22 protein-coding genes and 1 pseudogene are annotated in these 25,222 nt (G+C 58.6%); 16 read left to right on the top strand and 7 right to left on the bottom strand.

Annotation, left to right across the window (positions count from 1 at the left end; all coding sequences use genetic code 11):
- Positions 1 to 246 precede the first annotated feature (246 nt).
- From phaC (PSH84_RS06720) to PSH84_RS06705, 4 genes are all read left to right on the top strand, one after another.
- Positions 247 to 1,926, top strand: a complete 1,680-nt coding sequence (gene phaC, locus PSH84_RS06720; RefSeq protein ID WP_122565293.1) for a class II poly(R)-hydroxyalkanoic acid synthase — start codon at positions 247 to 249, stop codon at positions 1,924 to 1,926.
- Between the two features lie 260 nt (positions 1,927 to 2,186).
- Complete coding sequence (gene phaZ / locus PSH84_RS06715) at positions 2,187 to 3,044, top strand: poly(3-hydroxyalkanoate) depolymerase (RefSeq protein WP_003186648.1); 858 nt, start codon at positions 2,187 to 2,189, stop codon at positions 3,042 to 3,044.
- A 112-nt stretch (positions 3,045 to 3,156) separates the two neighbouring features.
- A complete protein-coding gene (gene phaC / locus PSH84_RS06710) occupies positions 3,157 to 4,839 on the top strand; it encodes a class II poly(R)-hydroxyalkanoic acid synthase (protein ID WP_122565291.1) in 1,683 nt (560 codons plus the stop codon).
- A gap of 60 nt (positions 4,840 to 4,899) precedes the next feature.
- Complete coding sequence (locus tag PSH84_RS06705; protein ID WP_122565290.1) at positions 4,900 to 5,520, top strand: TetR/AcrR family transcriptional regulator; 621 nt, start codon at positions 4,900 to 4,902, stop codon at positions 5,518 to 5,520.
- Positions 5,521 to 5,727: 207 nt separating this feature from the next.
- On the opposite strand, the gene PSH84_RS06700 is transcribed toward PSH84_RS06705, so the two are convergent.
- The 3 genes from PSH84_RS06700 to PSH84_RS06690 all read right to left on the bottom strand — a co-directional run bounded on the left by PSH84_RS06700 (position 5,728) and on the right by PSH84_RS06690 (position 7,640).
- Positions 5,728 to 6,660 (bottom strand): phasin family protein, encoded by a 933-nt coding sequence (locus PSH84_RS06700; protein WP_122565289.1) that lies wholly within the window; start codon positions 6,658 to 6,660, stop codon positions 5,728 to 5,730.
- A 10-nt stretch (positions 6,661 to 6,670) separates the two neighbouring features.
- Positions 6,671 to 7,093 (bottom strand): phasin family protein, encoded by a 423-nt coding sequence (locus PSH84_RS06695; protein WP_122565288.1) that lies wholly within the window; start codon positions 7,091 to 7,093, stop codon positions 6,671 to 6,673.
- A gap of 271 nt (positions 7,094 to 7,364) precedes the next feature.
- On the bottom strand, positions 7,365 to 7,640 hold the full coding sequence (locus PSH84_RS06690) for a polyhydroxyalkanoic acid system family protein (protein ID WP_092175253.1): 276 nt from the start codon (positions 7,638 to 7,640) through the stop codon (positions 7,365 to 7,367).
- Between the two features lie 155 nt (positions 7,641 to 7,795).
- On the opposite strand from PSH84_RS06690, the gene ubiE reads away from it, so the two are divergent.
- From ubiE to PSH84_RS06635, 11 genes and pseudogenes are all read left to right on the top strand, one after another.
- Positions 7,796 to 8,566 (top strand): bifunctional demethylmenaquinone methyltransferase/2-methoxy-6-polyprenyl-1,4-benzoquinol methylase UbiE, encoded by a 771-nt coding sequence (ubiE, locus tag PSH84_RS06685; RefSeq protein WP_003196937.1) that lies wholly within the window; start codon positions 7,796 to 7,798, stop codon positions 8,564 to 8,566.
- Positions 8,566 to 9,190: pseudogene (locus tag PSH84_RS06680) on the top strand (ubiquinone biosynthesis accessory factor UbiJ). Before ubiE ends, PSH84_RS06680 begins: the two are co-directional and overlap by 1 nt.
- Positions 9,187 to 10,791 (top strand): ubiquinone biosynthesis regulatory protein kinase UbiB, encoded by a 1,605-nt coding sequence (gene ubiB, locus PSH84_RS06675; protein ID WP_122565285.1) that lies wholly within the window; start codon positions 9,187 to 9,189, stop codon positions 10,789 to 10,791. Before PSH84_RS06680 ends, ubiB begins: the two are co-directional and overlap by 4 nt.
- An 81-nt stretch (positions 10,792 to 10,872) precedes the next feature.
- Positions 10,873 to 11,271 (top strand): phosphoribosyl-AMP cyclohydrolase, encoded by a 399-nt coding sequence (gene hisI / locus PSH84_RS06670; RefSeq protein ID WP_003196931.1) that lies wholly within the window; start codon positions 10,873 to 10,875, stop codon positions 11,269 to 11,271.
- Positions 11,264 to 11,596, top strand: coding sequence for a phosphoribosyl-ATP diphosphatase (locus tag PSH84_RS06665; RefSeq protein ID WP_003186671.1), 333 nt, complete (start codon positions 11,264 to 11,266; stop codon positions 11,594 to 11,596). The genes hisI and PSH84_RS06665 overlap by 8 nt, the downstream gene beginning before the upstream one ends.
- A 24-nt stretch (positions 11,597 to 11,620) precedes the next feature.
- A complete protein-coding gene (locus PSH84_RS06660; RefSeq protein ID WP_060739575.1) occupies positions 11,621 to 11,908 on the top strand; it encodes a twin-arginine translocase TatA/TatE family subunit in 288 nt (95 codons plus the stop codon).
- 10 nt (positions 11,909 to 11,918) lie between these two features.
- Positions 11,919 to 12,338, top strand: coding sequence for a Sec-independent protein translocase protein TatB (gene tatB / locus PSH84_RS06655; RefSeq protein ID WP_122565284.1), 420 nt, complete (start codon positions 11,919 to 11,921; stop codon positions 12,336 to 12,338).
- Positions 12,335 to 13,132 carry a twin-arginine translocase subunit TatC gene (gene tatC, locus PSH84_RS06650; RefSeq protein WP_060739577.1) on the top strand — a complete coding sequence of 266 codons (798 nt, stop codon included), beginning with the start codon at positions 12,335 to 12,337 and terminating at the stop codon, positions 13,130 to 13,132. The genes tatB and tatC overlap by 4 nt, the downstream gene beginning before the upstream one ends.
- A complete protein-coding gene (locus PSH84_RS06645; protein WP_305482425.1) occupies positions 13,129 to 13,836 on the top strand; it encodes a 16S rRNA (uracil(1498)-N(3))-methyltransferase in 708 nt (235 codons plus the stop codon). The genes tatC and PSH84_RS06645 overlap by 4 nt, the downstream gene beginning before the upstream one ends.
- A 124-nt stretch (positions 13,837 to 13,960) precedes the next feature.
- Positions 13,961 to 15,877, top strand: a complete 1,917-nt coding sequence (locus PSH84_RS06640) for a methyl-accepting chemotaxis protein (protein ID WP_122565282.1) — start codon at positions 13,961 to 13,963, stop codon at positions 15,875 to 15,877.
- Positions 15,878 to 16,223: 346 nt separating this feature from the next.
- Entirely contained in the window at positions 16,224 to 16,661 is a 438-nt protein-coding gene (locus PSH84_RS06635; RefSeq protein ID WP_122565281.1) for a bleomycin resistance protein, read from the top strand.
- Positions 16,662 to 16,804: 143 nt separating this feature from the next.
- Here the strand turns inward: PSH84_RS06635 and PSH84_RS06630 are convergent, their stop codons facing one another.
- Together PSH84_RS06630 and PSH84_RS06625 are read right to left on the bottom strand one after the other, a co-directional pair.
- Positions 16,805 to 17,746 (bottom strand): 2-hydroxyacid dehydrogenase, encoded by a 942-nt coding sequence (locus PSH84_RS06630; protein WP_305469337.1) that lies wholly within the window; start codon positions 17,744 to 17,746, stop codon positions 16,805 to 16,807.
- Positions 17,743 to 18,927, bottom strand: a complete 1,185-nt coding sequence (locus PSH84_RS06625) for an aminotransferase class I/II-fold pyridoxal phosphate-dependent enzyme (protein WP_205929584.1) — start codon at positions 18,925 to 18,927, stop codon at positions 17,743 to 17,745. Before PSH84_RS06625 ends, PSH84_RS06630 begins: the two co-directional genes overlap by 4 nt.
- Before the next feature lie 507 nt (positions 18,928 to 19,434).
- On the opposite strand from PSH84_RS06625, the gene PSH84_RS06620 reads away from it, so the two are divergent.
- The gene (locus PSH84_RS06620; RefSeq protein ID WP_305482424.1) at positions 19,435 to 20,523 is read left to right on the top strand and encodes an RHS repeat-associated core domain-containing protein; all 1,089 of its coding nucleotides are present in this window, start codon (positions 19,435 to 19,437) and stop codon (positions 20,521 to 20,523) included.
- A gap of 60 nt (positions 20,524 to 20,583) precedes the next feature.
- Here the strand turns inward: PSH84_RS06620 and mdoH are convergent, their stop codons facing one another.
- Together mdoH and PSH84_RS06610 are read right to left on the bottom strand one after the other, a co-directional pair.
- Complete coding sequence (gene mdoH / locus PSH84_RS06615; RefSeq protein ID WP_122565277.1) at positions 20,584 to 23,154, bottom strand: glucans biosynthesis glucosyltransferase MdoH; 2,571 nt, start codon at positions 23,152 to 23,154, stop codon at positions 20,584 to 20,586.
- On the bottom strand, positions 23,147 to 24,919 hold the full coding sequence (locus tag PSH84_RS06610; RefSeq protein ID WP_122565372.1) for a glucan biosynthesis protein G: 1,773 nt from the start codon (positions 24,917 to 24,919) through the stop codon (positions 23,147 to 23,149). The genes mdoH and PSH84_RS06610 overlap by 8 nt, the downstream gene beginning before the upstream one ends.
- Positions 24,920 to 25,222: the final 303 nt, after the last annotated feature.

Genomic DNA, 25,222 nt, shown 5'->3' with positions numbered 1-25,222 from the left:
AGACTCATCTGCTTGAATGCCCGCGCAGCAACGTCAATGACTGGCCTGCTTGCGAAAAAAATTAAACTCGGGTAACCAATGGAGCTGGCAAGTTCCCTGCAAAGGAACCGGCGAGTTCCTGGCATACGTTTCCTCATTGGCCCTCGATGCGGAATTAATGGTCACCCGAGCAGCGTACCTGGTATCGGCTGTGTGGCTTCATGGCACCCACCGGGTACTCGTCTGAAGGACAATGGAGCGTCGTAGATGAGCAACAAGAACAACGATGACCTGAAGTACCAGGCCTCGGAAAATACCCTGGGGTTGAATCCCGTCGTCGGCTTGCGCAGGAAAGACCTGTTGGCCTCTGCCCGCATGGTGCTGACCCAGGCCATCAAGCAACCGCTGCACAGCGTCAAGCATGTCGCCCATTTCGGCGTCGAACTCAAGAATGTCCTGTTCGGCAAATCCGAGCTGCAACCGGCCGGCGACGACCGTCGCTTCGTCGACCCGGCCTGGAGCCAGAACCCGCTCTACAAACGCTACCTGCAAACCTACCTGGCGTGGCGCAAGGAGCTGCACGCCTGGATCGACGACAGCAGCCTCTCGCCCGCAGACATCAGCCGCGGGCATTTCGTGATCAACCTGATGACCGAAGCCATGGCCCCGACCAACTCGGCGGCCAACCCGGCGGCGGTCAAGCGCTTCTTCGAAACCGGCGGCAAGAGCCTGCTGGACGGTCTGTCCCACCTGGCCAAGGACCTGGTGCACAACGGCGGGATGCCGAGCCAGGTGAACATGGGCGCGTTCGAGGTCGGCAAGAGCCTGGGCGTGACCGAAGGCGCCGTGGTGTTTCGCAACGACGTGCTGGAGCTGATCCAGTACCGGCCCATCACCGAGCAGGTCCACGAGCGACCGCTGCTGGTGGTGCCGCCACAGATCAACAAGTTCTACGTATTCGACCTGAGCCCGGACAAGAGCCTGGCGCGCTTCTGCCTGCGCAGCAACGTGCAGACCTTCATCGTCAGTTGGCGCAACCCCACCAAGGAACAGCGCGAGTGGGGCCTTTCGACCTACATCGAGGCGCTCAAGGAAGCGGTGGATGTGGTCACGGCCATCACCGGCAGCAAGGACGTGAACATGCTGGGCGCCTGCTCGGGCGGCATCACCTGCACCGCGCTGCTGGGCCATTACGCCGCCCTCGGCGAGAAAAAGGTCAATGCCCTGACCTTGCTGGTGAGCGTACTCGACACCACCCTGGACACCGACGTGGCGCTGTTCGTCGACGAGCAGACCCTGGAAGCGGCCAAGCGTCACTCCTACCAGGCCGGCGTACTCGAAGGCCGCGACATGGCCAAGGTCTTCGCCTGGATGCGCCCCAACGACCTGATCTGGAACTACTGGGTCAACAATTACCTGCTGGGCAACGAGCCGCCCGTGTTCGACATCCTGTTCTGGAACAACGACACCACGCGGCTGCCGGCGGCGTTCCACGGCGATCTCATCGAGATGTTCAAAAACAACCCGTTGATCCGCCCCAATGCACTGGAAGTGTGCGGCACGCCCATCGACCTCAAGCAAGTCACCGCCGACATCTTTTCCCTGGCGGGCACCAACGACCACATCACACCTTGGAAGTCCTGCTACAAGTCGGCGCAGCTGTTCGGTGGAAAAGTGGAATTCGTGCTGTCGAGCAGCGGTCATATCCAGAGCATCCTCAACCCGCCTGGCAACCCCAAGTCGCGCTACATGACCGGCGAGGACATGCCGGCCAAGGCCGAGGACTGGCAGGAAAACTCCACCAAGCACACCGACTCCTGGTGGCTACACTGGCAAGCCTGGCAGGCCGAGCGCTCGGGCAAACTGAAAAAAGCCCCTACTGTGCTGGGCAACAAGGCCTACCCGGCCGGTGAAGCGGCGCCCGGCACCTATGTGCATGAGCGGTAAGGGATGCAACTCGTCTGCTGCGGGAGTGGGCTTGCTCACGAATACATCCCGCCAGCCGACACTGAATGCAAGGCCCACAGCGCTGGCGAACATAAAACTCATGTTCACGGCAGATCCCCTGTGGGAGCGAGCTTGCTCGCGATGACGGTGTGTCAGCCAACATTGATATTGGATGTATCGCCGTCATCGCGAGCGAGCTCGCTCCCACAAGGGATCGGGGAAAAATGAAAGACAGCGACCCAACCCACAGGGCTTGAAGCATGCCGCAACCGTACATCTTCCGTACCGTCGACCTGGATGGCCAGACCTTGCGCACCGCGGTACGTCCCGGCAAGCCTCACTTGACGCCCCTGCTGATTTTCAACGGCATCGGCGCCAACCTCGAGCTGGTATTCCCGTTCATCCAGGCCTTGGACCCGGACCTGGAAGTCATCGCCTTTGACGTGCCCGGCGTCGGCGGTTCATCGACGCCCAACCGACCGTATCGCTTTCCGGGCCTGGCCAAACTCACCGCGCGGATGCTCGACTACCTCGACTACGGTCAGGTCAACGTGATCGGCGTGTCTTGGGGCGGCGCCCTGGCCCAGCAATTCGCCTACGATTACCCGGAGCGCTGCAAGAAGTTGGTACTGGCGGCCACGGCGGCCGGGGCAGTGATGGTACCGGGCAAACCGAAGGTGCTGTGGATGATGGCCAGCCCCCGGCGCTACGTTCAGCCTTCCCATGTGATGCGTATCGCACCGCTGATCTACGGCGGCTCGTTCCGCCGCGACCCGAGCCTGGCGGCCAGCCACGCGGCCAAGGTGCGTTCGGCGGGCAAGCTCGGTTATTACTGGCAACTGTTCGCCGGCCTCGGCTGGACCAGCATCCACTGGCTGCACAAGATCCACCAACCGACCCTGGTGCTGGCCGGCGATGACGACCCGCTGATTCCACTGATCAACATGCGCATGCTGGCTTGGCGCATTCCCAACGCCCAATTGCACATTATCGATGACGGCCACCTGTTCCTGATCACCAGGGCCGAGGCGGTGGCGCCGATCATCATGAAGTTTCTGGAGGAAGAACGTCAGCGTGCCGTGATGCATCCGCATCCCTCGCCGTTGGGCGGCGGCTGAAACCGCCCATTCGCGCCTGGCAGGACGCCGGATTGCGCAGCGACCCGAAACAGCGACTATGTTGTCTGGTTCGGTGTGTTTGTTTTTAGCCTGATGACGAAGGAGTTGACTCATGCGCGACAAACCGGCGAAGGGTTCCATGCCCGCCCCTGCCAGCTTCATCAACGCACAAAGTGCGGTCACTGGCCTACGTGGCAGGGACCTGCTGTCCACCTTGCGCAGTGTGGCCGCACACGGCTTGCGCAACCCGGTGCACAGTGCCCGGCATGCATTGAAACTGGGCGGTCAATTGGGCCGTGTGCTGCTGGGCGAGACCCTGCACCCCACCAACCCCAACGACTCGCGTTTCGCCGACCCCACCTGGCAGCTCAATCCGTTCTACCGCCGCAGCCTGCAGGCCTATCTGAGCTGGCAAAAACAGGTCAAGAGCTGGATTGACGAAAGCGACATGGGTCAGGATGACCGCGCCCGCGCCCACTTCGCCTTCGCCCTGCTCAACGACGCCGTAGCGCCGTCCAATACCTTGCTCAACCCGCTGGCGGTCAAGGAGCTGTTCAACTCCGGCGGCTCCAGCCTGGTTCGAGGCATCAGCCACCTGGTGGACGACCTGCTGCACAACGACGGCTTGCCGCGCCAAACCACGCCCCATGCCTTTGAAGTTGGCAAGACCCTGGCGACCACGCCCGGCGCGGTGGTGTTTCGCAACGAATTGCTCGAACTGATCCAGTACCGGCCCATGAGCGAAAAGCAGTACGCCAAGCCATTGCTGATCGTGCCGCCACAGATCAACAAGTTCTATATTTTCGACCTCAGCCCCTCCAACAGCTTTGTCCAGTACGCCCTGAAAAACGGTTTGCAGGTGTTCATCATCAGTTGGCGCAACCCTGACGTACGCCACCGCGAGTGGGGCCTGTCCAGCTATGTCGAGGCTACGGAAGAGGCCATGAACGTCTGCCGGGCGATCACCGGCGCCCGGGAGGTCAACCTGATGGGCGCCTGTGCCGGTGGCATGACCATCGCCGCCCTGCAAGGCCACCTGCAAGCCAAGCGCCAACTGCGCCGGGTCGCCAGTGCCACGTACCTGGTAAGCCTGCTGGACAGCCAGATCGACAGCCAGGCCACGTTGTTCATCGACGAGCAGACCCTGGAAGCCGCCAAGCGCCGCTCCTACCAGAAGGGCATCCTCGATGGTCGCGACATGGCCCGGGTGTTCGCCTGGATGCGTCCCAACGACCTGATCTGGACCTACTTCATCAACAACTACCTGCTGGGCAAGGAACCGCCGGCCTTCGACATCCTCTACTGGAACAACGACTGCACCCGGCTGCCGGCGGCTTACCACGGCGATCTGCTGGACTTCTTCAAGCACAACCCACTGACCCACCCCGGCGGCCTGGAAGTGTGCGGCACACCCATCGACCTGCAGAAAGTGACGGTGGACAGCTTCAGCGTGGCCGGCATCAACGACCACATCACGCCCTGGGACGCGGTTTATCGCTCGACGCTATTGCTCGGTGGCGACAAACGCTTCGTGCTTTCCAACAGCGGCCATGTCCAGAGCATTCTCAACCCGCCGGGCAACCCCAAGGCCAACTACATCGAAAGCGCAAAAATGAGCAGCGACCCCCGGGCCTGGTACCACGATGCCACGCACGTCGAAGGGAGTTGGTGGACGCAATGGCTGGGCTGGATCCAGGAACGCTCCGGCGCCCAGCACGAAACCCAGATGACCTTGGGCAACGCCAACTACCCGCCTCTGGACGCCGCCCCCGGCACCTATGTTCGCGTGCGCTGAAGGCCCTATTCCACGGCCAGGCGCTTGGCCGTGACACGACTTGACCATTAAGAAGACCGGATGAAAACCCGCGACCGCATCCTTGAATGTGCCCTGCAATTATTCAACGAAAAGGGCGAACCAAACGTCTCCACCATGGAAGTTGCCAATGAAATGGGCATCAGCCCAGGCAACCTCTACTACCACTTTCATGGCAAGGAACCGCTGATCCTCGGGTTGTTCGAGCGCTTCCAGAACGAACTGGCACCGCTGCTCGACCCACCGGCGGACGCGCAGTTGGCGCCGGAAGACTACTGGCTGTTCCTGCATTTGATCGTCGAGCGCCTGGCCCAGTACCGGTTTCTGTTCCAGGACCTGTCGAACCTGGCCGGACGCCTGCCGAAGCTGGCCAAGGGCATCCGTCAATTGCTCAATGCCCTGAAGCGAACCCTCGCCTCACTGCTGGCGCAGCTCAAGGCCCAGGATTTGCTGGTCAGCGATACCCAGGCCCTGGGGCAACTAGTGGAGCAGATCACCATGACCTTGCTGTTCTCCCTGGACTACCAGCGCATCCTCGACCGCGAGGGCGAGGTTCGACTGGTGGTCTACCAGATCATGATGCTGGTGGCCCCGCACCTGCCACCCGCGACCAAGGTGGCGACCGAACGATTGGCGCTGCGATACCTGGAAGAACACGACTAACCGCCGACAGTGGTAGATCCATTGTGGGAGCGAGCTTTGTGGGAGCAAAGCTTGCTCGCGATCCAGGCGCTACAGTCCTCAAGAGACCGCGGCGTTTTCATCGCGGGCAAGCCTTGCTCCCACAAAGCTCGCTCCCACAGGTTGACCTGCGTACAAACAAAAACGCCCGACCTTCACAGGCCGGGCGTTTTTGCATGTCCCGCAGAATCAGGACTGGGTGGTAGGCGTCGATGGAGCCTGCGCCGGTGCTGGAGTGGCGACCGCCGTTGGAGCGGCGGCGGAGTTCGCCGTGCTCGCCGGGGTTGCCGGTTTGGCGGCCGCGGTGGGTGCGGTGGACGCCTTCGGTGCGGCAGCTTTTGGCGCGGCCGGTTTTTTCACGGCAGGCTTTTTCGCCGCAGCGGGTTTGGCCGCCGCTTTTGCCGCAGGCTTGGCTGCAGGCTTAGCGGCTGGTTTGGCCGCAGGTTTAGCCGCAGCGGGTTTAGCTGCAGCCGTCTTGGCCGCTGGCTTGGCAGCCGGTTTGGCGGCGGGCTTGGCTGCTGCTTTCGCCGCTACCGGTTTAGCCGCCGCCTTGGCAGCAGGTTTGGCCGCTGCGGTTTTAGCCGCCGGCTTGGCCGCTGCTTTCGCCGCAGGTTTGGCGGCGGGTTTTGCCGCAGCCTTGACCAGTGGCTTGGCTGCCGTTTTAGCGGCCGGCTTGGCCGCCGCCGTCTTGGTCGCCACGGGTGCGACTTTGGCGCCGGTGAGTTTTTCGATCTGCTTGGTCAGGGTGTCGACCTTGCTGTGCAGCGCCTTGACTTCATTGCGGCTCGGCACGCCCAGGCGCGAGATCGCGCTGTTCAGGCGCTTGTCGAAAGCCCCTTCCAGCTCGTCCCATTTACCCAGGGCACGATCCTTCACGCCGCCGATGCGCGACTTGGCGGAATCGACGGTTTCCTTGGTGGCATCGACTTGTTTGCCGACTGCCGTCTTGGTGAGTTTTTCGGCCTTTTCGCCGTCCTTAACCAGGGACTCGAAGAGCTTGCTGCCGTCAGTGTCGATCTTCGAGTACACGCCTAAACCAGCAAGCCAGATTTTGCGGGAATATTTTTCAATCTTCCCGGCCCACGAGCTGCCCTCTTTTTCTGTGATTTTTTTGCCAGCCATCCCGTTCTCCTTAATGTTTACGCGCGACACGTTCGAGCAATGCTGTCAGCTCATCGAGCTTAGCAGAGAGTGTCTCAACGTCATGTTTAGACGGAATGCCGATACGATTCAAGGCACTTGCAACACGGGCATCGAATACCTTCTCGACTTTATCGAGTTGTACTTCAACCCGGGCCTTGAAAGTATTGACGTCGGTCTTGGCTTCAATCAATTCGCTGTTGGCCGCTTCAAGTTTCCCGGCAATTTTCTTTTTGCCTTTGGTTTCAATAACTTCGCCCGCTTTTACCAACTCCTGGAAGTATCCGCTGCCTTCCTGGCCGACCTTCGTGTAGGCGCCCAGGCCCGCCAGCCAGATCTTGCGCGCGTACGTTTTCACGTCGCTGAGCGTGGAAGATTCAACGTCGGTTTTTTTCTTCAGAATAACTTTGGCCATGGTGCACCTCACTCGAAAAAAGGTTTGAGGAACTGCCCGCACATGGACGGGCTCAGGCACAAAGTAGTGACAATAATTAGAAACGGCACCCTAACAACTGACACAAAACCTGAAGGCGATGACTTCCCTTGTGGGAGCGAGCTTGCTCGCGATGGCGGAGTGTCAGCCAACCTTGATGCGACTGAAACAATGCAATCGCGAGCAAGCTCGCTCCCACAGTTGGATAGGTGGTGAACTTGAGTCATGTAATCCCACCCACCCTTCCGGTCGATCAGGCCAGCGCCTTATCCAGCGCCTTTTCGATTTCCGTCTTTATCGTGCCGCTCATGGCCGACATCAACATGCCCAGTTCCACGTCGACGCGGATCGAATCCTCGCCCACATGCACTTCGCCCTTGACCCCGGAACGCTTGAGCTTCAGGGTATCGCCCACCCACTGCGGCTCCAGGCCATAGCTGTCGGACAGCTTCTGCGCCAGCTTGTCGGCTTTCTCTCGCGCCACTTCCTTGCCCAGGCCATGGGCACGCTCAACAGTTATACGGGCCATCGGGTGACTCCTGTTTTATCGGGACTTGCCTGAACGTTTCAGACCCTGGCTGCGTCAAAACGTCCCGGCGGTAGCCCATCTTACCTTCAGCCTTGCCAAGACAAAGCCCTCCACCGGGATTAGAATGTCCCGCATTCTTTTTTGGTGACCGCGATATGACTGATCAGCGCAAAGGCAGCGATGCCGAACCCACCACTCACTTCGGCTTCAAGAACGTGCCGGAAAGCCAGAAAGCGGAAAAAGTCGCTGAGGTTTTCCACTCCGTAGCCGCCAAGTACGACTTGATGAACGACCTGCTCTCGGGCGGCATGCACCGGCTGTGGAAGCGTTTCGCGATCGAGCTGTCGGGCGTGCGCAGCGGCAATCGCGTGCTGGACATCGCCGGCGGCACGGGCGACCTGACGAAGAAGTTTTCCCACATCGTCGGGCCGACCGGCCAGGTGGTGCTGGCCGACATCAACGAATCCATGCTCAAGGTCGGCCGCGACCGCCTGCTGGACCTGGGTGTGGCCGGCAATGTCGAGTTCGTCCAGGCCGACGCTGAAAAACTGCCGTTCCCCGACAACCATTTCGACTGCGTGACCATCGCCTTCGGTCTGCGCAACGTCACCCACAAGGAAGACGCCCTGCGTTCGATGCTGCGGGTGCTCAAGCCCGGCGGCCGCCTGCTGGTGCTGGAGTTCTCCAAGCCGACCAACGCGCTGATGTCCAAGGCCTATGACGCCTACTCGTTCGCCTTCATGCCGCTGATGGGCAAGCTGATCACCAACGACTCGGAAAGCTATCGCTACCTGGCCGAATCGATCCGCATGCACCCGAACCAGGAAACCCTGAAGTCGATGATGGTCGAGGCCGGTTTCGACCGCGTGACCTACCACAACATGACCGCCGGTATCGTCGCCCTGCATCGCGGTATCAAACCCTGATGTTGCTCACCGGCCTGCTCGCCAGCGTCGAACTCGGCCTCAACCGGGTATTGCGCCTGGACAGCACGGCGCTCGCGCGCCTGGCGCACTTGAGCGGCAAGGTGATCGCCGTCGACTGCCGCAGCCCGGCGTTGCAGTTGTTCATTCTGCCCAGCGACGAAGGCCTGATGCTCGCCGCCCACTGGGAAGCCGAAGCGGATTGCACGCTGCGCGCTCCGGCGTCGAGCCTGGTGAACCTGGCCCTGGGCAAGGACAAGAGCGCGGTACTGCACAGCCCCGACGTGGAGCTCGATGGCGACAGCGGCGTGCTGCTGGAGCTGGCGGCGATTCTCCAGAACCTGGAACTGGACTGGGAATACGAAGTGTCCCGCTGGATCGGTCCGGTGGCGACCCAGTTGCTCAGCGGCCATTTGCGCAGCCGCCGCCACTGGTATCGCCAGGGTTTCGCCAGCCTGGGACAGAATCTGAATGAATACCTGGCCGAAGAATCGCGTACCCTCGTAGGCCAACGCGAGGCCCAGGCCCGTTTTGATGAACTGGACCAGGTCAAACTTGACCTGGAACGTCTCGAGGCGCGTTTCGAGCGCCTTTCCCGATCCCTTGAAACCAAGCGATAACGCATGAAGCTGCTTGCCGTCCGCCGTTTGTTGCGCATCCAGCGCGTCGTGATCCGCTACCGCCTCGATGACCTGCTGTTCGCCCTGCCGCTGCCGTGGTTTCTCCTGGCGCTGCGCTTCGTGCTGCCGTGGCGTTGGTTCCCTCGACGAACCCTGGACCTGCCGCGTGGCGCGCGCCTGCGCCTGGCCTTGCAGGACCTGGGGCCGATCTTCATCAAGTTCGGGCAGATACTCTCGACCCGTCGCGACCTGTTGCCCGAAGACATTGCCGATGAACTGATGCTGTTGCAAGACCGCGTGCCACCGTTCGATTCCAAGCTGTCGGTGGCGCTGATCGAGGAACAACTGGGCAAAAAGATCAGCGAAGTCTTCAGCCGCTTCGACGTCGAGCCCCTGGCCTCGGCCTCCGTGGCCCAGGTTCACGCCGCGCAACTCAAGAGCGGCGAAGAGGTGGTGGTCAAGGTCATTCGCCCGGGCCTCAAGCCCATCATCGCCCAGGACCTGGCGTGGCTGTTCATCCTCGCCCGCGCCGCCGAACGGTTGTCGGCCGATGCCCGTCTGCTGCACCCGGTGGACGTGGTCCAGGACTACGAAAAAACCATCTACGACGAACTCGACCTGCTGCGCGAGGCCGCCAACGCCAGCCAGCTGCGCCGCAACTTCGAAGGCTCGCCGCTGCTCTATGTGCCGCAAGTCTATTGGGACTGGTGCCGGCCGAAAGTGTTGGTGATGGAGCGCATCTACGGCATCCAGGTCACCGACCTGGCGACCCTGGCCGACCAGCGCACCGACATGAAACTGCTGGCCGAGCGCGGCGTGGAAATCTTTTTCACCCAGGTGTTTCGCGACAGCTTCTTCCACGCCGACATGCACCCGGGGAATATCTTTGTCAGCACCGTGCAGCCTTGGAGTCCGCAATACATCGCCATCGATTGCGGTATCGTCGGCAGCCTGACCCCCGAAGACCAGGACTACCTGGCCCGCAACCTGTTCGCCTTCTTCAAGCGTGACTACCGCCGTGTCGCCCAACTGCACATCGATTCGGGCTGGGTGCCGGCCGAGACCAAGCTCAACGAATTCGAAGCGGCGATCCGTACCGTGTGCGAACCGATCTTCGAAAAACCGTTAAAAGATATTTCCTTCGGCCAGGTACTGATGCGCCTGTTCCAGACCGCGCGACGCTTCAACATGGAGGTTCAGCCCCAGTTGGTGCTGTTGCAGAAAACCCTGTTGAACATCGAAGGCCTCGGCCGTCAGTTGTACCCGGACCTGGACCTGTGGAACACCGCCCAACCGTTCCTCGAGCGCTGGATGCGCGAGCGCGTCAGCCCCAAAACCTTGCTGGGCAACGTGCAGAGCCAATTCGAGCAGATCCCGCACCTGGCCAACATGACCCGCGACCTGCTCGAACGCATGTCCCAACCCCACGCCCATGACCCGGCACCGCCGTGGCACCGACGCAAGGATGACTGGTTCCTGCGCTTGCTCGGCGCCGCTCACCTGGGAGGCGGCGCCATGCTGGCGGCTGGTGGACCGTTGAGCGATTTGGGCCATTGGCCCGCCGCAATCATGGTGATCGTTGGTTTGTATCTGGTCGTTCGCCGATAGCCAGCACCGGCTCGCGCTGGCACACTGTTTCAACGCTGGGCCCGCCGACGTCAGGTGCGCGGTCCATGGTCGGAGTCGAAGATGAAAAACTGGCAGGACGAGATCAAGTGGGACGCTGACGGCCTGGTGCCGGCCATCGCCCAGGATCACAAGACCGGGCGCGTGCTGATGATGGCCTGGATGAACCGCGAAGCGCTGGCCCTGACCGCCGCCGAGAACCGCGCCATCTATTGGTCACGTTCTCGTGGCAAGCTGTGGCGCAAAGGTGAAGAGTCCGGGCATGTGCAGCACCTGCATGAGATGCGCCTGGACTGCGACGGCGACGTCATCATCCTGATGGTCGAGCAGGTCGGCGAGATTGCCTGCCACACCGGCCGTCAAAGCTGCTTCTATCGCGTCTTCGAGAACGGCGACTGGAAAACCGTCGACCCGGTGCTCAAGGACCCGCATGCCATTTATTCAGGACATACCCATGAGTGACACCCTGACCCGCCTGGCCCAGGTGCTGGAAGAGCGCAAGGGCGCCGCCGCCGACAGTTCCTATGTCGCCAGCCTGTACCACAAGGGCTTGAACAAGATTCTGGAAAAAGTCGGCGAAGAGTCGGTCGAGACCATCATCGCCGCCAAGGACGCCGCCATCAGCGGCGATTGCAGCGACGTGATCTACGAGACCGCCGACCTGTGGTTCCACAGCCTGGTCATGCTGGCCCAACTGGGGCAGCATCCGCAGGCCGTACTGGATGAACTGGACCGTCGCTTCGGTCTGTCCGGGCACGTCGAGAAAGCCTCGCGCCCGTCCGCCTGATCAATTTTTGAGAGGAGTAGCCACATGGGTATCTTTGACTGGAAACACTGGGTCGTCATCCTGGTCGTCGTGGTGCTGGTGTTCGGTACCAAGAAACTGAAGAACCTCGGCACCGATGTCGGCGAGTCGATCAAGGGTTTTCGCAAGGCCATGAACGATGACGAGAAACCGGCCGATCCGACGACCAACCAGGCTCAGCCCGCACAACCGACCCAACCGGTACACCCACAGGCCACTCAGCCGGTGAATGCGCCGAACACCATCGACGTGCAGGCCCAGAAAGTCGAAGAGCCCATTCGCAAAGACTCGTGAGCACTGACTAATGTTTGGGATCAGCTTCACTGAACTGCTGCTCGTCGGCCTCGTCGCCCTGCTGGTATTGGGCCCCGAGCGTCTGCCGGGCGCTGCGCGCACCGCCGGTCTCTGGATCGGGCGCCTGAAGCGCAGCTTCAATGCGATCAAACAGGAAGTTGAACGTGAAATCGGCGCCGACGACATCCGTCGGCAACTTCACAACGAACACATTCTGTCCCTGGAGCAGGAAGCGCGGAAAATCTTCACGCCGACCCAGCAGGAACCGACGCCAGTCCAGCCTGTGGCCGAGCCGATCGTGGCTTCCCAAGCGCCAGAGAGTGGCACGCCGGTGGCTGAACCGGCGCCCGTGACACCGACGGCAGCGGATACAGCGCCCCACGCTGTCCCTGCGCCTAACGATCCTACTTTGCCGCCGCGAGCCCCATGAGCGATATCCCTGAAAACGACCAGCCGATGCCGCTGGTATCGCACCTCACCGAGTTGCGCACCCGCCTGCTGCGTTGCGTCGCGGCGGTTTTCATCATCTTCGCCGGGCTGTTTTCCTTCACCCAGCAGATCTACACCTTCGTCTCCACGCCGCTGCGCCAGTACCTGCCGGTAGGCGCGACGATGATCGCCACCGACGTGTCGTCGCCGTTCCTGACGCCACTGAAGCTGACGATGATGGTCTCGCTGTTCCTGGCGATCCCGGTGATCCTGCACCAGATCTGGGGTTTCATCGCCCCGGGCCTGTACAAGCATGAAAAACGCATCGCCGTACCGCTGTTGGTATCCAGCATCCTGCTGTTCTACACCGGCATGGCCTTCGCCTATTACCTGGTGTTCCCGCTGATCTTCAAGTTCTTCGCCGCCGCCACCCCGGCGGGCGTGGAGATGATGACCGACATCAGCAGCTACCTGGATTTCGTCATGACGCTGTTCTTCGCCTTCGGCGTGGCGTTCGAAATCCCCGTGGCCGTGGTGCTGCTGGTGTGGATCGGCGTGGTCGACGTCGCCTACCTGAAGAAGATCCGCCCCTACGTGATCATCGGCTGCTTCGTGGTCGGCATGATCCTCACCCCGCCGGACATTTTCTCCCAGACCCTGCTGGCCGTGCCGATGTGGCTGCTGTTCGAAATCGGCATCCTGTTCGGTGGCCTGGTGCGCAAGCGCCGGGAAGAAGAACCCGAGGACCAGCCGGTCGATGACCACAACGACCAGCCGCCAGCGACCCAAGCGTGAACCTGCTGCTGCTCGAAGAGGCCGACTTCATTGGGCCTGACCGCGTGATCCTGAGCGATCGCCGGTTGACCCACATGCAGGAAGTCCATCGCAGTGCCGTCGGTGACAGCCTGCGGGTCGGGCGCATCGGCGGGTTGATGGGCTCGGCCCAGGTGCTGCGCCTGGAGGCTCGCGAGGCCGAACTGCAAGTGACCCTCGACCAGGCGCCGCCGGCCAAGTTGCCGTTGACCCTGGTGCTGGCGCTGCCGCGCCCGAAAATGCTCCGGCGAGTGTTCCAGACCATCGCCACCATGGGCGTGCCGCGGGTGGTGCTGGTCAACAGCTATCGCGTGGAAAAGAGCTTTTGGCAGACGCCGTTCCTCGAACCCGAGGCCATTCGCGAGCAACTGATCTTGGGCCTGGAGCAGGCCCGGGACAGCGTGTTGCCCGAGGTGGTTATCGAGAAACGCTTCAAGCCTTTTGTCGAGGACCGCCTGCCGGCCATCACCAACGGCACCCTCGGACTGGTCGGCCACCCTGGCAACCACCCACCCTGCCCGCGAGCACTCACGGAGCCGGTGACCTTGGCCATCGGCCCCGAAGGCGGTTGGATTCCCTACGAGATCGACCTACTGGGCAAGGCCGGCTTGCAACCGGTACAACTGGGCGAGCGGATTCTGCGGGTCGAGACCGCGGTTACCGCATTGCTTGCAAGGTTGTTCTGAAAGGCATCTCTGCTTCGCCACAAATAAGCCACTCGGAGAATCCTGAGCTCATTTCTACAGATCCCGTCAAAGCCGCCGATACAGTGCCCATAAAACCAATTCAGCGCTCCAAGGGAGTATCAGCATGTTCCGGTGGCTTGCCCAGGGTCTGGGAAATGTAAGCGTTAATCGCAAACTCGGTGCAGGCTTCGGCCTGGTGCTGTTCCTCACCTTGATGATCGCATTCACCGGTTGGTCCGGCCTGGGCAATGTCATCAGCCGGGGCGATAAACTGGGGTTCATTGCCAGTCTCAACGACTTGAGCAAAGACTTGAATCTGGCCAGCATCGACTACAACAGCACGCGGGGCGAGAAAGGGCCGCAACAGGTCAACGACCTGCTGGGCAAGCTCGAAGAGGGCCTGAAGACTGCTCGCCAGTTGATCGAACAACCGGCCGATGTGGCGTTGATCGATGCACAGCTGGCCGCCGTTGCCGAATACAAGAGTGCCTTCGCCCAGATGACCAGCGCCACCGTCAGCCGCGAAGACGCCCGCAGCAAGCTCGGCGCCAGCGCCGACAACGCCGTGGCCCGCGTTGCCGAGGTGGAAAAAGCATTGCTGCAAAGCGGCGACGTTACTCAATTCAACAACGTGGTGGCCCTGAGCAAGGCGATCCAGCAGGCCCGCTATCAGGTTCGCGGCTACACCTACAGCGGAAAAAGCGAGGCCCAGCAGCCCGCCATCGATGCAATCACCGATGTCCTGAAACTGCTGGCACGCTTGCCGGCCCAGCTACCCGAGGAGTTCGCCGATAGTCTTCAGCAGGCCAGCGACTCGATGAACGTCTATCGCGCGGCGGTCAGCCAGTTCCGCGACTCCCAGATCGATAATGGCGCCGCGTTGCAGCGCATGAGTGAGCAAGGCCACGTACTGATCGATTCCAGTCAGAAGCTCACCGTGTCCCAGACGGCGGTGCGAGACCACGATACCGCCCAGGCCAAGACCGTTCTCATCGCAGCGGCTGCGCTGGCCCTGCTGTTCGGCGTGATTGCAGCGCTGCTCATCACCCGGCAGATCGTCGGCCCACTCAACGACACCTTGAAGGTTGCCGAACGCGTAGCCGCTGGCGACCTGACCCACAACCTCACTTCTGACCGTCGCGACGAACTGGGCCAACTGCAACGCGCCATGCAAAGCATGACCGTGGGCCTGCGGCAATTGATCGGTGGCATCGGCGAAGGTGTCACGCAAATCGCCAGCGCCGCCGAACAGCTCTCGGCCGTGACCGAGCAGACCAGCGCCGGGGTCAACAGTCAAAAGGTGGAAACCGATCAGGTCGCCACCGCCATGCATGAAATGACCGCCACGGTGCAGGAAGTCGCCCGCAACGCCGAGGAAGCCTCCGAAGCCGCCGTCGCTGCCGACCAACAGGCCCGCGAAGGCGAAAAAGTCGTCGGTGAAGCCATCGCCCAGATCGAACGCCTGGCCCTCGAAGTGGGCAACTCCACCGCGGCGATGGGCGACCTGAAGCGTGAAAGCGACAAGATCGGCAGCGTGCTCGACGTGATCAAGTCCGTAGCCCAGCAAACCAACCTGCTGGCCCTCAACGCCGCCATCGAAGCGGCCCGTGCCGGGGAAGCAGGGCGTGGTTTTGCAGTGGTCGCCGATGAGGTTCGCAGCCTGGCGCAGCGCACCCAGAAGTCCACCGAAGAAATCGAAGAGCTGATCGTCGGCCTGCAATCGGGGACCCAGCAGGTCGCGACCATCATGGACAACAGCCGCAACCTGACCGATAACAGCGTCGAACTGACCCGCCGCGCGGGGGGCTCGCTGGAGAACATCACTCGCACGGTTTCGGCGATCCAGTCGATGAACCAGCAGATCGCCGCTGCGGCCGAGCAGCAGAGCGCTGTGGCTGAGGAGATCAACCGTAGTGTGCTGAATGTACGTGATGTTTCGGAGCAGACGGCGTCGTCCAGTGAGGAGACTGCCGCTTCGAGTGCGGAATTGGCCCGGCTAGGCGTGCACTTGCAGACGCTGGTAGGGCGGTTCAAAGTTTAGAGGCATAGGCGCTTTTGTCACCAACGGCCGCTTAACGAGTTGCTCCAAACACATAACGTATGAAGCAGTGTTTCAGTCCCTATTGGAGCTGAGACACTGCTCTACCAATATGTGATGTTCGACATGCGTCTCTGCAGATTTATCATCCTTAAATAACCTCGCTGCTTGGCCACCGGCCTACTTTAACTTTCAGACATAATTTATAACTGCGGCATTATCGTCAAACGATCGCAGCCAACATAAATAATGACAAAAGCATCAGAAAAATTGATTGGACTTTTCTAGAGCTCACGACAGAATGGCACCTCCATTAACTATACGAAACATTCTTCACGGAAGAGGAATTATGGTCACCTTTAACAAGCTTATACCTGAACTGATTGTGTCCGACATCAAGGCAAGCTCAAGATTTTATTGCAAGATCATTGGGTTCAGCGTTGAGTATGAAAGACCGAACGACGGCTTCATGTTCATCTCCTATCACGGTAGCCAGTTAATGCTGGAACAAGACGATCACGAAGAGTCACCGTGGCGAGTAGGCCCGCTACAAAAACCTTATGGACGCGGAATGAACCTCTCAATTGATTGCCCCGATGTCAGAGCGTTAGCGAAAACATTGATCGGTTCGGGATACGAGCTGCATAAACCAATAGAAGAATGCTGGTACAAAGAGAACAACCTGCTTCAAGGTCAAAGCAATTTTCTCGTATTAGACCCGGATGGTTATTTACTTAGGTTCGCTCAATACTTAGGCTCCAAGTCCAGCCGCAATGAACTAAGGTAAGCAAATGCTTGACTGAACACTCACCTTCTTGGAGAAGGTGAGCGTTTGTCACTCAAACGCCAAAAGGCCAATGATTAGGCAATAACCAATACAGCGCATGCCAATTTTTTTCGATAAACCTTTCGAATGAAAACCCATTGATCTTAACGCCCACTGACACCATGAAGGGTTTTCACAGCCTGAAGGAAAATGTTTTTAACGGTTACTTCCTCCTGTGCCGCCAAATGCGAGGTAACCACTAACTTTTTTGCGGGCAATGAGAGCAAACCATAGGGATCATCATGTTGTCCTTTGTTATCCACCCATTCGCTGTAATAGCCATCGATAAAACAAAATGCATCCGTATTGCGATTGAGGTAGGTCTTGAGCGCACGCGGGCAGATAATTTTTGGGTTGGACAAGTTCAATATCATCAGCTCCGTTGACGCGCGGGCCAATACAGATTCATCGATAAGATTGAAGGTTTCGGCACAACCACTAAGATGAATACATAAAACATCAACGGTGTTAACCAGATCACCGAGTGAGGTATATTGCAGGCCCAATGACTTTTCCAGAGACTCCTTTCGATTCCGGGACCAATAGCACATATTTTCAGATCCACGCATATGAAGCTGATATGCCACCTCTCCCGCAATCGATCCCATGCCAACAAAGCCAACTTTAAGATTCAACAATGATCGCCTGGGCGTCTGTATCCAAGCGTTACCCGCCCTTACACTTTCAGCGCTTTCAAAAACCCTTGCCGAACAGAGGAGAATCATTGCCAACGTAAACTCAGCCACCGCCTGCACGTTTAGGTTGGGCGTATTGGCTAATTTTATGCCTTTATCGGTAACACACTGCACGTCCACAAAACTGGAGGTACCTGTTCCCATCACAACTATATTCTCTAACCGAGTGGCGGCTTCAATCAGCTCCGCAGACAGGTATTCCGGCCCACCCAAAATATAGTCGTGCACATCGGGTAATACCTCTAAAATTTGCCGCTCATCAATAGGACGTCTAATGTGAATGAGTTCAATACTGTCTGGGAATACCGCCTTGTCAATATCAAAATCCCCAGTTACCAGGAGCTTTCTCATTGCGAAATCATCTCTACAGAATCATTGTAATCTTTGGCCGATTCAAGCTCGAGTAGGGCTTGTCTCAAGCGAGAGAGCGAAAACTCGAATTGGTCATCAGGTTTCAAAAGCGCAATTCTTATACGGTCGTGCCCTGCAACCTCATGACTATTCCAATAGAAATACCTCCCCGGCAACACGGCCACATCATAAGTTGCAAGATAATTAGTTAATTCAAGGTCCGATAGCCCAGTTCGTTTTATGTCAAGCCACATGACTGTCATGCCCGAATGCGAATGTGGCGAATCAACACAAACCTGTGTTCCTACGAGCTGGGATCGGACTATTTCTGCATTTTTGGTAATAATCGAATGCACATAAGTGAGCCCCCCTCTTTTTAGAGTCGCCTCAATAAATGCAATGATCACCCTCAGTACAAAATTGGAACAGCAAAGATAAACTTCTTCGTAGATGGCTCTGATTTCCTGTGCCAAATTTTTGCTATATGACAGCAGACTGGCCTTGGCATCCAACGTTGGCCATTGCTTACCGGTATCCTCCAGCACGATAAATGACGCGCCCTTTTCAACCAGGAGTGCATACTCGTCGATAGCGGTTTTATGGCAGAACCGAAAAGAGGTATCGAGGATTAAAATTATATTGAGCCGACAGCATAGCACCACAATATTTTTCATCATGGCTGCATCAATGACGAAACCTGTCGGGTTATTGGGATTGACCATGAACAAAGCGTCAAGTTTTTTGTTCTGAATAAACCTTTCTAGCAAACACAGGTCCGAAAACATGCTTTCTGGAACAGCTTCAAGCTCGACTTCCCTACGCCGAAGTAACTGGGCGAGGTTGTCAAATGTGGGTTCGACAAGGCCTATTTTCAACTGCTTTGATCGCGCCCACGCTCCCACTATGTCTATGCTGTTTGATGCGGTAGGGCAGATCGAAAAATGCTGGTGTTTTTTTAAACCAGGAAGCGCGAAATAATCTGCAAAAACATCTTTGAAAGCCATTTCCATTTGCGGAATAGGCGTCTCGGCCGCCGAACCCCATAAGTCAGGCAACTCAGACAACACACCTCTAAAATGCGCTATCGCGGAAATGTAACTATGACCATCGGCAAGATTATATTTTGCCGACAATCCAAAAACTTCATGTTCAGTCAGGCTCTGGCTTTGGTAATCAGGCATAAGGCTCATCGGGTTTCCAATCGGCTAATTTTATATTTAGTTCGACCTTGATCCAAGACTGCCTTCCATGACGAACCAAACCTTAATAACCAGGCACCTGCATGTAAAGTTGATATACCCACAACTAGTTATCTAGATATTTCCCACGCTTAACCGACAGACAAAGCTGATACTTACGACAGGAAATTTTGTAACGTAGATATTCGACAAACCATCGACTTTATAGGCTAAAGTATTGTTACCACGACATGCCTACTAGCGTACCTACTCGCAACACACCCAATAACTTATCCCGCATTTCAAAATATCTCACAGTAATAATTTGTATGCCTTTGGCAAGCATAGGGTGGACATTAAAAATGTTACAATCTGTCACCTTTCAGTGAAAGCGCTTGACCTGCCATCTCCCACGCTGAGCACTCTCAAAAACCTATCAGTTCTGATAGTAGACAACATTTCCATTCCGGCCGAGACTGAGTTAATTGTCTGTTTCCTGGAAAACGATCGATGTCGAACACTTCTGACAGACTATTAATTCAATATCGATACGATGCTCTCGATCTTCTGGTCAGCTACGTGCCTACCAACCAACCCCGGTGTGACCGGTTCTATCTATTAGATCGGCTCGCTACAGAAATCCAAGGATCCATTCAGTATCAGGTTTTTCAGACCATGGATGTCTTGCTGGCGGAAAACTACAGAGGGAACAACCCGCGTACGTCACGCCTGCTGACCGACAAGCATCGCTCGGTGCTGCAGAGCAGCGACGGCACCTCAATCTATACGCCTTACGGTCATCGCACCGCTCAAGGGGGCCTGAGCAGTCTTCTGGCTTTCAACGGCGAAAGGAACGATACAATCACGGGTTACTACTTGCTGGGAAATGGGCACCGTGCGTTCAATCCTGTTCTGATGCGTTTTAACAGCCCTGACAGCTTGAGCCCCTTTGGGGACGGAGGACTGAACTGTTATGCATATTGCCAGGGAGACCCCATTAATCGTACGGTTCCCACGGGACGGATTCCGCACGGGTTGCTGTGGTTTGCAAATGGGCTGATGGAGTTCGGCGGGAGCTATGTACTTCCGTTTCTTGCTCCTAAAGCGCTGGCACGACGGCTTCCATTTGTCGCTGGCGCCAAATTCGGGCGCACCACCAAAGTAGTGGCGGCCAGCAGCGCCTTCGCAGGGACCGTCAGCTATATAGTGCTGAACCGAATGGAGGCGCATCATCCTGAATCACCCGTCAATGACCCGCTCCTGATCGCCCTGGTGGCGCTGGCGGCGATTGGCATGGTGAGTGGTTTTGGTGCTTTGCTGCATAAACGAGCTCAACTGCCCCGAATTTTGCTGCATAAACGAGCTCAACTGCCCCGAGCTCTGAATCCATTGAACCCACGCCGCCCTGGTCACTATCTTATTGCCAAACGCCCTAGCCATTCATCAATACCTACCGCCCCCCGAGAATCTCTAGTCTCCTCACCTGTTTCCTCGACGACTCCACGAAATTCAGGTTTTAACGAACGAAGGAGAATATTTGATCAGGGCGAGTTCAGGTTTACGCTAAAAGCTTTGGATATCCGAAGAAATTCCCGTTAGCAATGACCCTATGAATGGCGCACACAAACAAAAAGCCCCGCTAGTTAGCGGGGCTCTTCGTCATGCAACTTGAGGCTGAACGCTCACCGGCTGTAGCGGCAGCAACGGTGCATGAGGGTCGGCCTTGACCGACTCACGCCACGCCGCCAGCCACTCTGGATGTGCCTCGCTCCAGACCTGCTCGTGCAGGCGAGACAAGGCCACCGGGTCGCTCAGCAGGGCCAGGCGCTCGGCATTGCTGAGACCGGCAGGGCCGACCTTCAGGGCGTGCCGAACACGCTCGACCCGCAGCCATTCAATCGGCTCGGCCTGGCCGTGACGCGAGGTGGCCAGCGCATACGCCAAGGCGTTCTGTTGTGGATCGACCACTGCCCGGATGAAACCGTCGTTCAGTGCATGCCAACGGTTCTCATGGGTGTACTGGTCCGTCGACAACAGTTCCTGCGGCGGTGCGTATTCCTCGGGAATCAGGAACAGGCTTTCGTCACGGGACTTCAAGCCCAGGCCCACGCGGCTGGAGATAACCGACACCGGGATCGACAGCATCAGCGAACCAACGATCGGCACCAGCCACCAGAGGAAGCTTGGGTTCAGCCAGATCACCAGCAAAGCCCAGAAGAAGCCCAGTAAGGTTTGTGGGCCGTGGCGCTTGACCGCTTCGCTCCATGGCGTGGAGTCGTCGTCACGTTTCGGCGAGTTCCAGGTCGCGGCCCAGCCCAGGAAAGCGGCAAGGACGAAACGAGTGTGGAAGATCATCCGCACCGGCGCCAGCAGCATGGAGAACAGCATCTCCAGCAGCATCGACATGGTCACCTTGAACTTGCCACCGAATTCCTTCGCGCCTTTGGCCCAGATCAGGACGATGCTCAAGAGCTTGGGCAGGAACAGCAGCACGATGGTCGTCGAGAACAGCGCGATGGCTTTTTCTGGATGCCATTGCGGCCACAGCGGATACAGCTGGCGTGGCTCGAGGAAGTACTGCGGCTCCATCAGCGTGTTCACCGCCAGCAGCGCGGTGGACAGCACCAGGAAGAAGAACCACAGCGGCGCCGATAAGTAGGACATCACGCCGGTCAGAAACACCGCACGGTGCACCGGGTGCATGCCCTTGACCAGGAACAGGCGGAAGTTCATCAGGTTGCCGTGGCACCAGCGACGGTCACGCTTGAGTTCGTCCAGCAGGTTCGGTGGCAGCTCTTCGTAGCTGCCCGGCAGGTCATAAGCAATCCACACGCCCCAGCCGGCACGGCGCATCAGCGCGGCTTCGACGAAGTCGTGGGAGAGGATCGCGCCCGAGAACGCACCTTTACCCGGCAACGGCGCCAAGGCGCAGTGATCGATGAACGGTTTCATGCGGATGATCGCGTTGTGACCCCAATAATGGGATTCGCCCAACTGCCAGAAGTGCAAACCAGCGGTGAACAACGGGCCATACACCCGCGTGGCGAACTGCTGCATGCGCGCATACAACGTGTCCATGCCCGAAGCCCGTGGCGCGGTCTGGATGATGCCGGCATCCGGCGTGGCTTCCATCAGGCGCACCAGGCTGGTCAGGCATTCGCCGCTCATCACCGAGTCCGCGTCGAGCACGACCATGTACTTGTAATCACTGCCCCAACGACGGCAGAAGTCGTCGAGGTTACCGCTCTTGCGCTTCACGCGACGGCGACGACGGCGGTAGAAGATCTTGCCGAAGCCCCCGGCTTCACGACAGACATCCAGCCAAGCTTGCTGTTCGGCCACGCAGATGTCGGTTTCGTTACTGTCGCTGAGCACGAAGAAGTCGAAACGATCCAGGTCACCGGTGGCGGCCACCGACTCGAAGGTCGCGCGCAAACCGGCGAATACCCGCGGCACGTCTTCGTTACAGATTGGCATCACCAACGCGGTGCGGGCGTCCTTGGGAATCGGCTCGTTGCCGGCGCTGGCGCCGGAAATGCGGTATTTGTCATGGCCGGTGAGCAATTCGAGAAAGCCCATCAGCGCCGTCCAGAAACCCGCCGACACCCAGCAGAACAGGATCCCGAACAGAATCAGGATGCTGGTTTGCAACGCATACGGCAGCACTTGCGTAGCCGTCTGCAGCAACGGTTGGTGCAGGACTTCGTCCAGGTCCACCAGCGACCAGCCCTGGTACGGCATGATGCCTTTCATGTACCAACCAGCCACGATGGTCTGGCCGAGCATCAGGATCAGCAGGATGTAGCGGCGGATCGAACCCACGGTACGCCAGCGTGCATGGGGCAGCACGCGCTCATCCTTGGGCGGCTTCGGCGGGTTGGTACGCCCGGTCAGGCGCCGCCAACCGCGCACCAGGATATTGGTGCGCCACGGTTCCGGCACGACCTTGGTCCGGCGAATCGGCGGAGTCGCCTTCAAGCACACCCGGCCGTTGGCATCGAGGGCCAGCATTTCGGCGTCCTCGAGTTCCTCGGCGGTGCTCAGCGTCAGGCGACGGCCCACCGAGGCTTGAGCCGCCTCGTTGGGTGCGTCGAATGTCGAAGAAGCCAGGCGCTTGTGCAACTCGCTGAATGACGAGCAGCCCGCCAGCTCGGCGCGCTGCTCGTCGGTCATCGGCAAATGGGCCAGATACTCACTGAGAGATTCTGGTTGTACGGACGTATTACTCATCGGCAGGCAACTGGTAGCTCCAGGTCTCGGTCAGGACTTGTTCAGTCTGTTCCGGTTCCTGTGGGGTTGGGGTCGGCTCGGCGGCGGCGGCGGACGCCTTGACGGCCTTGGCTTCTTTCTGCTCGCCGGCTTGCTCGTTGGCTTTCTCTTTTTCGCTCTGCTGCTTGGCGACCTTGTCGGCCTTGGCCAGTGTGGTCACGGAATGCCCGCTGGCTGGCAACTCGACAGGAACCAGCGGCCTGACCAATGCGGCACGCATCTCGGTCGCTTTGCTCGGGTCCTTGATCTTCAGGCGCAGCGTCAGGCGCCAGCCTTTGGTATCAGGGTTGTAGCGCACGCTGTTCTCGACGATCTCGCCGTTGTCGCCCACGCTCACCTGGCTACGCACCTCGGCGTCTTCAGGCAGCGCTTGCAGGGACGGCCCCTCGAAATCCACCAGGTAGGCCACACTGCCGTCCGGTTGACGGATCAGGTTGGACTGCTTCACGTCACCGGTGGAACGCAGGGTCTGTTTGACCCAGGCGCTGTCCGGCGAGTGTAGGTTGGCTTCGTCGAGGGTCCAGTGCAGACGGTAGGCGAAGTCCAGCGGCTGGCCTGGCTCAGGCAGCTTTTCCGGGCTCCAGAACGCAACGATGTTGTCGTTGGTTTCGTCGGCGGTCGGGATTTCAACCAGATCGACAGTACCTTTACCCCAATCGCCTTTCGGTTCGATCCAGGCGCTTGGACGTTTTTCGTAACGGTCATCCAGGTCTTCGTAGTGGCTGAAGTCACGACCCCGTTGCAGCAGGCCGAAACCACGCGGGTTTTCTACCGAGAAGTTGCTCACGGCCAGGTGTTTCGGGTTGTTCAGCGGACGCCAGATCCACTCGCCGTTGCCGGCATGGATGGACAGGCCGCTGGAATCGTGGAGTTCACGACGGTAGTTCAGCACCTTGGACGGCTGGTTGGCGCCGAACAGGAACATGCTGGTCAACGGAGCGATGCCCAGTTTGTTGACGCGATCACGCAGGAATACGCGTGATTTCACGTCGACGACGGTGTCGGTGCCCGGACGCACGGTCAGGCGATAGGCGCCAGTGGCCCGTGGCGAATCCAGCAGGGCGAAGATCACCAAGTGCTTGTCGGTCGGTTTCGGACGCTGGATCCAGAACTCGCGAAAGCGCGGGAATTCCTCACCGGATGGCAGCGCGGTGTCGATGGCCATGCCACGCGCGGACAAGCCGTAGACCTGGCCCTTGCCGATAACGCGGAAATAACTCGCGCCCAGCATGGTCATGATTTCGTCTTGCTTGTCGGCCTTGTTGATCGGGTACAACACGCGGAAACCGGCGTAGCCCAACTGTTCGGTAGCCTTGGGATCGAACTTCACATCACCGAAATCGAAACGTGTCGGGTCGTACTTGATCTCGTCGACGGTGGTCGCGGTGATTTCGTTGATCTTCACCGGCGTGTCGAAATGCATGCCCTGGTGATAGAAGGACAGCCGGAACGGGGTCTTCTGGTCGGCCCATTCAGCTTTTTCGGTGCGGAAACGGATTTTCTGATAATCGGCGAATTTCATTTCGCGGAATTCGTTCGGCAAATTGCTGCGCGGGGCTTCGAACTTCTGCCCGGCCAATTCTTGTGCCTTCGCCGATACATCATCCAGGCTGAATGCCCACAGTTGGCCCGCGCCGAACAGGCACAACAGGGCCGAGCCCGTTACCAGGGCGCTTCTCAACCGTTTGGCAGTCATTTTTGGTGCATTACAGGGACTAACAATCACGAGCAACCCTCGCCGAAAACTGATCAAAAAACCAACGGCCAGATAAAGTATCTGCACGGTAACGGTGCTGAAAAACCGTTCCTGCGGACCACTCTTGCCAAGTTGGCGAGCATTGTTCCGACTCCGACGGGGCAAAATGATTCCCCAAACGGTCCAGGACAACTCTCTACCTAAGTCAAATGGATCAGCGAACGCTGATCCCCCGTAGCGCGCGATTATCTAGTAGGCCGCGTGACAACGCATCAGGGGTAGCAAAGTATTTATCGAGAAAACTCCCTGTTTGACCTCGAAACAGAACCGAAA

It is taken from the genome of Pseudomonas beijingensis (assembly GCF_030687295.1).
Taxonomy (GTDB): Bacteria; Pseudomonadota; Gammaproteobacteria; order Pseudomonadales; family Pseudomonadaceae; genus Aquipseudomonas; species Aquipseudomonas beijingensis.
This window is presented reverse-complemented; position numbering and strand designations above follow the sequence as displayed.